8 protein-coding genes are annotated in these 8,268 nt (G+C 76.6%); 4 read left to right on the top strand and 4 right to left on the bottom strand.

Annotated features, from left to right (window positions below; genetic code table 11):
- Positions 1 to 341 precede the first annotated feature (341 nt).
- Positions 342 to 1,163 (top strand): TSUP family transporter, encoded by an 822-nt coding sequence (locus IF43_RS0113365; RefSeq protein WP_051795265.1) that lies wholly within the window; start codon positions 342 to 344, stop codon positions 1,161 to 1,163.
- A 16-nt stretch (positions 1,164 to 1,179) separates the two neighbouring features.
- Here the strand turns inward: IF43_RS0113365 and IF43_RS0113360 are convergent, their stop codons facing one another.
- Both IF43_RS0113360 and IF43_RS0113355 read right to left on the bottom strand, forming a co-directional pair.
- Positions 1,180 to 1,815, bottom strand: coding sequence for a class F sortase (locus IF43_RS0113360; RefSeq protein WP_030198954.1), 636 nt, complete (start codon positions 1,813 to 1,815; stop codon positions 1,180 to 1,182).
- Positions 1,816 to 2,039: 224 nt separating this feature from the next.
- Positions 2,040 to 2,684 carry a hypothetical protein gene (locus IF43_RS0113355; RefSeq protein WP_030198950.1) on the bottom strand — a complete coding sequence of 215 codons (645 nt, stop codon included), beginning with the start codon at positions 2,682 to 2,684 and terminating at the stop codon, positions 2,040 to 2,042.
- Positions 2,685 to 3,119: 435 nt separating this feature from the next.
- Here IF43_RS0113355 and cutA point away from each other — a divergent pair, with 435 nt between their 5' ends.
- Positions 3,120 to 3,455 (top strand): divalent-cation tolerance protein CutA, encoded by a 336-nt coding sequence (cutA, locus tag IF43_RS0113350; protein ID WP_030198946.1) that lies wholly within the window; start codon positions 3,120 to 3,122, stop codon positions 3,453 to 3,455.
- Positions 3,452 to 3,886, top strand: a complete 435-nt coding sequence (locus IF43_RS0113345; protein WP_030198943.1) for a gamma-glutamylcyclotransferase family protein — start codon at positions 3,452 to 3,454, stop codon at positions 3,884 to 3,886. The genes cutA and IF43_RS0113345 overlap by 4 nt, the downstream gene beginning before the upstream one ends.
- Before the next feature lie 109 nt (positions 3,887 to 3,995).
- Here IF43_RS0113345 and IF43_RS0113340 read toward each other — a convergent pair whose 3' ends face one another.
- A complete protein-coding gene (locus tag IF43_RS0113340) occupies positions 3,996 to 6,161 on the bottom strand; it encodes a molybdopterin oxidoreductase family protein (protein WP_051795261.1) in 2,166 nt (721 codons plus the stop codon).
- A 192-nt stretch (positions 6,162 to 6,353) separates the two neighbouring features.
- Positions 6,354 to 7,019, bottom strand: a complete 666-nt coding sequence (locus tag IF43_RS0113335; protein WP_030198935.1) for a vancomycin high temperature exclusion protein — start codon at positions 7,017 to 7,019, stop codon at positions 6,354 to 6,356.
- A 457-nt stretch (positions 7,020 to 7,476) separates the two neighbouring features.
- Here IF43_RS0113335 and IF43_RS0113330 point away from each other — a divergent pair, with 457 nt between their 5' ends.
- Positions 7,477 to 8,199 carry a sirohydrochlorin chelatase gene (locus IF43_RS0113330; RefSeq protein ID WP_051795260.1) on the top strand — a complete coding sequence of 241 codons (723 nt, stop codon included), beginning with the start codon at positions 7,477 to 7,479 and terminating at the stop codon, positions 8,197 to 8,199.
- The last annotated feature ends 69 nt before the right edge of the window (positions 8,200 to 8,268 follow it).

The following is an 8,268-nucleotide window of genomic DNA, read 5'->3' as shown; positions in this document are numbered from 1 at the left end:
GGCTTCGCCCTGGCCTGCGGCCACCCTCGGCCCGGGCCTGCCTCCGAGCCAGCCTGCCACCCCTGTCAAGCGCCTCCCCCACACACCACGGGACCCACCCGGCAACGCCAAGGATGTGGTGACCTGGGTGACGGACGCCGCGGTGACGGTGGTAGGGGCGGACACACGCCTCGGGGACGGTGGTGGAGGCGGACATACACGTGGCCGGGGGTGGGAGCGGACGCACACCGCGGGACTCACCGGCACCGCCAAGGATGGGGGTGACGTGGGTGGCGGCGGCGAAGCTCAAGACTCGCGCAAATCGATGGACCGTGCACGCATCTGCTTCCTAGGGTCGCGTCATGCCCGACATATCGCTGAGCGTGATCGTGTTGTTGTGCCTGGCTTCCGCGGGAGCCGGCTGGGTCGATGCCGTCGTCGGCGGGGGCGGGTTGATCCAGTTGCCCGCGCTGATGGTGGGGCTGCCCGGGAACCTGGCGCCGACCTACGCCCTGGCCACCAACAAGGCCGTCAGCGTCGTCGGGACGACGGGGGCGGCGATCACGTACGTGCGGAAGGCGCCGGTCGACGTCCGGCTCGCCGTGCGCATCGGGGGTGCGGCGCTGCTCGGGTCGGCGGCCGGGGCGCTGCTCGCGGGTGGGATCAGCAAGGACGTGCTGAGACCCGCGGTGATGGTGGTGCTCGTGCTGGTCGCCGGGTTCGTGATCTTCAAGCCGGCCTTCGGGACCGCCCCGGCGAGCGGGCCGGTGACGCGGCGGCGGATCCTGCTGGCGATCCTGCTCGCGGGCTGCGGGATCGGGTTCTACGACGGGCTGTTCGGGCCGGGTACCGGGACGTTCCTGGTGCTCGCGCTGACCGCCCTGCTGCACCTCGACCTCGTGACCGCCTCCGCGACCACGAAGATCGTCAACGTCTGCACCAACCTCGGCGCCCTGGCGATGTTCTCGTACCAGGGTGTGGTGCTGTGGAAGCTGGCCGCCCTCATGGCGGTGTTCAACCTGGGCGGCGGGATGCTGGGGGCGCGGATGGCCCTCAAGAAGGGCAGCGGGTTCGTGCGGGTCGTGCTGCTGACGGTGGTGTGCGTCCTGGTGGTCAAGCTGGGGCACGACCAGTGGGTCGCATGGCAGCCGGCGGAGGTCGCCGGGGGTGTGCCGGGGCGCTGACGCGGCCGTCGGTGCGTCAGTACGTGCCCGTCAGCCGGGCGAAGACCACCACGTTCCCGCGGTAGCCGGTGCGCGGGGAGAAGCCGCCGCCGCAGGTGATCACGCGCAGCTCGGCGCGCGGGACCGGCCCGTACACGCGCGCGTCCGGGAAGGCGGAGGCGTCGTACACCTCGACGGCGTAGACCGTGAACACCGCGGTACGCCCGTCCCGGCGCGGCACCTCGACCGCCGCGCCGCGGCGCAGTGCGCCCAGGTCGTAGAAGACCGACCGCCCGCGCGCGTCGTCCACGTGGCCGGCCACGATCGCGGCGCCCGCCGCCCCGGGCGCCGTCCCGTCCCGGTACCAGCCGGCCAGGTCGCGGCGCTCCGGCGGGGGTACTTCGAGGCGGCCGTCGGGCCGCAGCCCTAGCCCGGTCAGCGCGGCGTCCACCCGGATGGCCGGGATCCGGATGCGCAGCGGCGGGGAGGCGGGCAGCGGGGCGACGGTCCGGCCGTATGCCGCCGCGGCCGGGTCGGAGCCGCGGGCCTCGGCGGGCGCGGGCTGGGGCGGGGACACGGTCTCGGCGGAGCCGCTGCTGATCAGCCAGAGCCCGGTGCACGCGGCGATGGCGAGGAGCCCGCCGCGGCGCGCGGTGCGTGGATCGCGGTGCATGGGGCCTACCCCCTCGGTGAGGCCTCGATGAGGTGGGCGGGTTGGGCCGCCGCCCGGCCCCCGCGGCGGGGACGCGCACGGGAGCGGGGCGGCGGGGGACGGTGCCGGGGGAGCGGTCCGTGGGGCCGCGGGCCGGGCCGGGGGCGGGGCGGTCCCTGTCCTGGGGCAGGGACGGCCGTGCCGGGTCCGGCCGGGCCGCGCGGGTCCGGTGCCGCTCCGCCGCGTCAGGTCCGCGTGCCGCTCGCCCGGCGACGCAGGACCCAGGCACCGCCGACGGCGGCCGCGGCCAGAAGGGCCGCGCCTGCCGCGATCTTGGCGGGGTCGGTCTCCGTGGTGGTGCCCCCGCCGACACCGGTCTCGACGTGGCCGTGCGGGAGGCGGCCGCCGCCCTCGTCACGGCCCTGGCCTTGGTCGTGACCGCCCTGGCCCTGGTCGCGTCCCTGGCCCTGGTCGTGGCCCTGGCCTTGGTCGTGGCCCTGGTTGTGGCCCTGCCCTTGGTTGTGGCCCTGCGGGTCGCGGCTGGCCGCCGTGACGACCAGGTCGCCGGTGGCGAACTTGCCGTTCGTGCAGGTGGCTCCGATGGGGTAGGTGCCCGGCGGGGTGTCGCGGCCGACCTTGAACTGGCCGACCACGTCCTCCTTGTGCGTGGTCGCGGCCAGCCGGAACCGGCCGCCGCCGACCGTGGTGGCGTCCCCGTCCGCCGTCCCGCCCGGGCCGCAGGCCGTGGTGTTGACGGTGACGGTCGCGCCGGGCTCGGCGGACCGGGGGCTGATCTCCAGATCGGCGAACTCCCCCGCGGCCGCGGCGCCGGCGGGGCCGAGCAGGGCGAAGGCGATGAGGGTGCCGGTGATGAGGCGGGGGCTGCGCATGTCGCTCCTCGGGGCCGCGGTGGGTCACCTCCGAGGAAAGGACGGCCGGAGCGTCCGTGCCCGCCGAGCCGGGCCGACCGTGTCGCGTGACCTCGGCGTGTCGCGCGCCCCTCGCCGCATACCTGCACGTCAGAGGCTTCCCGACGTCCCGTTCCGCCAACCCGGGGAGGCCCGCCCCAACCGGGTGACGGCGACCGGTGCGCCCCGCCCGGGCGGGTGACGGAGCGTCGGGCGGCCCCCCCGGCGGTGGGCCGGGGGCCGCGGAGTCGTCGAGGCAGCCGCGGTCCGGGAGCCGGATCCTCGTGCCGGGCGCGGGGGCGGATCCCGGTGCCGGGTCCGGGTGGGCGACCGCGACAATCGAGGGGCACCGGCTTCCGCGCGCCCGCGGACTCCGCGGACGCGCCACTGCCGCACCACAACCGAGGGAGGCACCCCGTGACACCGGTCGAACGGCCCATCCTGACCGTGCTCACCACCGTCGATTCGGCGGAGGTCGCACAGGAACTGGCCCGGGGCGCGGTCGGGGCGCGCCTCGCCGCCTGCGCCCAGATCGGCGCGCCGGTGACCTCCGTCTACCAGTGGGAGGGCGAGGTGCAGACCGCCCAGGAGTGGCAGGTCGTGTTCAAGACGACCGAGGACGCGTACCCGGCGCTGGAGGCGCACCTGCTGGCCGCGCACCCGTACGACACCCCCGAGGTCATCGCCACCCCCGTGGTGCGGGCCGCGGCCGGCTACCGGGCCTGGGCGGCGGCGGAGGTCCGGGGCGAGTGACCGGAACGGAGCTGCCCTTCTTCGTCTACGGGACGCTGCGCCCGGGCGAGTACAACCACGACCGCTACCTGGCCGGCCGCACCGCCGCCGAGGTGCCGGCCCGGCTGCCGGGCGCCGTCCTGTACGAGGGTCCGGGCTGGCCGTACGCCGTCGAGGCGGCGGCCGACGACCCGGCGGGGCCGGTGGTGGTGGGCGCGCTGATCACGCCCGCGGCGGGGCTGTACGGCGAGCTGCTCGACGTACTGGACCGGCTGGAGGACTACTACGGGCCGGGCCGTCCGCAGAACGTGTACGACCGGCTGCCCCGGCCGGCGGTGCGCGCCGACGGCACGACGGCACAGGCGTGGGTGTACCTCGCCGCGGAGCCGCTCGCCCGGCGGCTGCGGGCCTCCGGGCGGCTGATAGCCAGCGGGGACTGGCTGGACCGCTAGCTCTATTGACCACGAGCGTTGTTGACACGGCTGCTCGGGCGCCGGTCGCCCGCGTGCCGGCTGCTCGCCCGCCGGCTGCTCGCGCGCCGGTCGCTGAGGCACCGGTCGCTCAGGCGGCGGCGTCCGCCGTCTCGGCGCCCGTCGACGGCGTGGTGTCCCGCCCCGCCGCGTCCACCGTCTCCACCCGCACCGCGCACACCTTGAACTCCGGCATCCGCGACACCGGGTCGAGCGCGGGGTTCGTCAAGGTGTTGGCGCGCCCCTCGCCGGGCCAGTGGAAGGGCATGAACACCGTGTCCGCCCGGATCGTGTCCGTGATCCGGGCCGGTGCCACCGCCCGCCCGCGCCGCGAGACCACCGCGAGCGGCTGCCCCTCCACGGCGCCCAGCGACTCGGCGAGCCGCGGGTGCACTTCCACGAACGGCCCGGGCGCGGCCGCGTTGAGCTCGTCGACCCGACGGGTCTGGGCCCCGGACTGGTACTGCGCGACCACCCGCCCCGTGGTGAGCAGCAGCGGGTACGCGGCGTCCGCCTCCTCCCCGGCCGCCCGGTGCTCGACGGGCACGAACCGGGCCCGGCCGTCCTCGGTGGCGAACCGGTCCAGGAACAGCCGGGGCGTCCCCGGGTGCCCGGGGGTCGGGCAGGGCCAGAACACCCCGTCCTCGCGGGCGATGCGCCCGTAGTCGATGCCCGCGTAGTCGGCCGGGCCGCCCGCCGAGGCGCGGCCCAGCTCGGCGAAGACCTCCGCCGGGTCGGTGGGGAACTTCTTCTCCAGGTCCGGGTGGCCCTGTCCCGGCCCGAGCCGGGCGGCGAGGCCGTGCAGCACGTCCAGGTCGCTGCGCACCCCCGGCGGGGGCGTCAGCGCCCGGCGGCGCAGCAGCACCCTGCCCTCCAGGTTGGTGGTGGTGCCGGTCTCCTCCGCCCACTGGGTCACCGGGAGCACCACGTCCGCCATGGCCGCGGTCTCGGAGAGGACGACGTCGGCGACCGCGAGGAAGTCCAGGGCGCGCAGCCGCTCCTCGACGTGGCCGGCCCGCGGGGCGGAGACGACCGGGTTGGAGCCCATCAGCAGCAGGGCGCGCGGCCCGGTGTCCGTACCGAGGGCGTCGAGGAGCTCGTACGCGCTGCGGCCCGGCCCGGGCAGGGTGTCCGGGTCCACCCCCCACACCTCGGCGACGTGCGCGCGGGCGGCGGGGTCGGTGAGCTTGCGGTAGCCGGGCAGCTGGTCGGCCTTCTGGCCGTGCTCGCGGCCGCCCTGGCCGTTGCCCTGGCCGGTGAGGCAGCCGTATCCGGACAGCGGGCGGCCGGCCCGGCCGGTGGCCAGGCACAGGTTGATCCACGCCCCCACCGTGTCGGTGCCCTTGGACTGCTGCTCGGGGCCGCGGGCGGTGAGCACCATGGCCGACTCGGGCGCGCAGAACATCCGTACCGCCTCGCGGAGCTTGGGCACGGGGATCCCGGTGACGCGCTCGACGTGCTCGGGCCAGTGGGCCATGGCGGCGGCGCGGGCGGCCGGCCAGCCGGTGGTGCGCCCGGCGATGAACTCCTCGTCCGTGCGCCCCTCCGCGACGACCAGGTGCAGCAGGCCGAGGGCCAGCGCCAGGTCGGTGCCGGGGCGCGGGGCGAGGTGCAGGTCGGCCTGTTCGGCGGTCCGGGTGCGACGGGGGTCGACGACGATCAGGGTGCCGCCGTTCTCCTTGAGTTCGGTGAGGTAGCGCAGGGCCGGGGGCATGGTCTCGGCGAGGTTGGAGCCCACGAGGATCACGCAGCCGGTCCTGGGGACGTCGGCGAGCGGGAACGGCAGGCCGCGGTCGAGGCCGAAGGCCCGCTGGTGGGCGGCGGCCGCCGAGGACATGCAGAAGCGGCCGTTGTAGTCGATCTGGCTCGTGCCGAGCGCGACCCGGGCGAACTTGCCCAGCGCGTACGCCTTCTCGTTCGTCAGCCCGCCGCCGCCGAACACCGCGACGGCGTCCGCGCCGTGGGCGCGGCGGTTCCGGTCCAGGCCCTCGGCGACGGTGTCGAGGGCCTCCTCCCAGGTGGCCGGTTCGAGCCTGCCCGTGGCGTGGGATCGGATCAGGGGCTCGGTGAGGCGGACCCGGGAGGAGAGCAGGGCGGGTGCGGTGCGGCCCTTGCCGCACAGCGCCCCGCGGTTGACGGGGAAGTCGGCCCGCTCCTCGACGGCGAGCGGGCTCTCGCCCCGGCCGGGGGCCAGGTTCATGCCGCACTGCAGGGCGCAGTACGGGCAGTGGGTCGGGGTCGCCGTCGCGGGGTGCATGCCGTCCAGCCTGCGGCGGGGCTGTTACGCCTGGTCGCGGCCCCGGGTTACGCCCCGGGTACGCCGACCTCCCAGCCCGGGGGCGGGCACGGTGAGGCTCTCGGGGGCGGCGCCTACTCTCCACCGCTACCGGCGATACGGCTGATCGTCATATCCCGTCAGGGGCGGGACGTCCGCCGGCCCGGAACCGGCTCAGGAATGCGCGAGGATCGTGGTGACGCCCTGCTCCTTCGGCCCCAGGAAGTGCGGGTCCGGCCGCAGCACGGCGTCCACCGCCGCCTTGCCCGCCGCGAAGACCTCGCGGACGCCGCCGTAGTACCAGGTGGCGTCGTGCACGTCGTCGACCCCGACGCCGTACGCGTCGATGCCGGCCGCCTCGCACAGCGCCACCGCGCGGTGGATGTGGAAGCCCTGCGTGACCAGGACCGCCCGCCGGACGTCGAAGATCCGGCGGGCCCGGGCGCAGGAGTCCCAGGTGTCGAAGCCGGCGTAGTCGCTGACGATCCGGTGGTCCGGTACGCCCTGCCGGGCCAGGTACGCGCGCATCGCGTTCGGCTCGTCGTACTCGACACGGCTGTTGTCCCCCGTGACCAGCACGGCCTTCACCTTGCCGGTCCGGTACAGCTCCGCGGCCGCCTCCAGCCGGCGGGCCAGGTACGGGGTGGGGCGGCCCTTCCACAGGCCCGCGCCGAAGACCACCGCCACGTCCGAGGGCGGCGCGTCGGCCGTGTCGCGCAGCCGCCCGGCGGACGCCGCGTGCGTCCACGTCGCGGGCAGCAGCGCCACCACGCACAGCGCCATCAGGAGCTGTACGGCCCGCCGCCGCCCCCGCTGGGTCATCCGCCGCCACGTGCGCATGCCGTCCCCTTCCCCCGCCGCCGTGCTCGTCGTGGCCGCGTCCGCCGCCGCCGTGACCGTTCGAACGCAAGATCAGACGCGCGGAGCCGGTCCGGAGGTTCCCCCTCCGCCCCTGACGTGCGGGTGACGCCCCGGGGTGAGCGGCTGGAAAACAGCCGTCACCGCCGCGCAACGGCCCGGCAACGTACGCCCGTCAGGATCGGTCCATGACGGAGCCGGTGCACCCTCCCGAGACCCTGCCCCTCCCCGACGTCCTCCCCCGCGTCCTTCCTCAGACGCTTGCCCGCGCCCTTCCCGACGCCTCCCGCGGTGCCCTTCCCGGCGCCCTCCCCGCCCCGCCACCCCCCTCCCCGCCCCTCGGCACCGCGGCCGACCTGTTCGGCACCATCACCGCGCAGCTCGGCACCCGGCTCAGCGGCCTGCGTCCGCCGAGGGCCCGGCCTTCCGGAGCACGCCCATGCCCACCCTCGTCCTCGTGGCCCACGGCAGCCGGGACCCGCGCGCCCGCCGCACCGCCGAAGCCCTCCTCCGACGCGTCCGCGAGCTGCGCCCCCGCCTCGACGCCCGCCTCGCCCACCTCGAGCTGAGCGAGCCGCTGCTCGACCCCGTCCTCGCCGGGCTGCCGGCCGGCGGCGCGGCCGTGCTCGTACCGCTGCTGCTCGGGCGCGGCTACCACGTCACGCACGACCTGCCGCGGGCCGCGGTCGCCGCCGCCCACCTGCAGGTGCACACCGCCGACCCGCTCGGCCCGCACCCGCTGCTCGTCGAGGCCCTGTACGACCGGCTCGACGAGGCCGGCTGGACCCCGGGCACGGCCGTCGTGCTGGCGGCGGCCGGCTCCCTCGACCACCGCTCCACCGCCGACACCCGCCGTACCGCCGCCGCGCTCGCCGAGCGGCTCGGCGGGGTCCCGGTGGTCCCCGCGTACGCCTCCGCCGCCGCCCCCACCGTGCCCGAGGCGGCCCGCGCCCTCGCCGCGCGCGGGCACCACCGGGCCGCCGTGGCCTCGTACTTCACCGCTCCCGGCCGGTTCGCCGCGCAGAGCGCGGCGGACGCACCGGGGATCGCCGCCGAGCCGCTGGGCGACCACCCGGCGCTGGCCCGGCTCGTCCTGCACCGCTACGACCAGGCCCTGGCGCGCCCCTGCCCGACCCCCCGGCCGGAACTCGCCACCGCCTGACCGCACACCGGCGCCGGCCCTCGCCCCGGCCCCTGCACCGCCCCACCTTCGCCCGACCCGCCCTTCCGC

The sequence above is a fragment of the Streptomyces sp. NRRL S-87 genome (assembly GCF_000719335.1).
Taxonomy (GTDB): Bacteria; Actinomycetota; Actinomycetes; order Streptomycetales; family Streptomycetaceae; genus Streptomyces.
The sequence above is the reverse complement of the archived record's forward strand: the minus strand, read 5'-3'. Positions and strand labels throughout refer to the sequence as shown.

Coding starts and splice junctions, on each gene's coding strand:
- IF43_RS0113365 (WP_051795265.1), top strand. CDS start 342: ATGCCCGACATATCGCTGAGCGTGATCGTGTTGTTGTGCCTGGCTTCC.
- IF43_RS0113360 (WP_030198954.1), bottom strand. CDS start 1,815: ATGCACCGCGATCCACGCACCGCGCGCCGCGGCGGGCTCCTCGCCATC.
- IF43_RS0113355 (WP_030198950.1), bottom strand. CDS start 2,684: ATGCGCAGCCCCCGCCTCATCACCGGCACCCTCATCGCCTTCGCCCTG.
- IF43_RS0113340 (WP_051795261.1), bottom strand. CDS start 6,161: ATGCACCCCGCGACGGCGACCCCGACCCACTGCCCGTACTGCGCCCTG.
- IF43_RS0113335 (WP_030198935.1), bottom strand. CDS start 7,019: ATGCGCACGTGGCGGCGGATGACCCAGCGGGGGCGGCGGCGGGCCGTA.
- IF43_RS0113330 (WP_051795260.1), top strand. CDS start 7,477: ATGCCCACCCTCGTCCTCGTGGCCCACGGCAGCCGGGACCCGCGCGCC.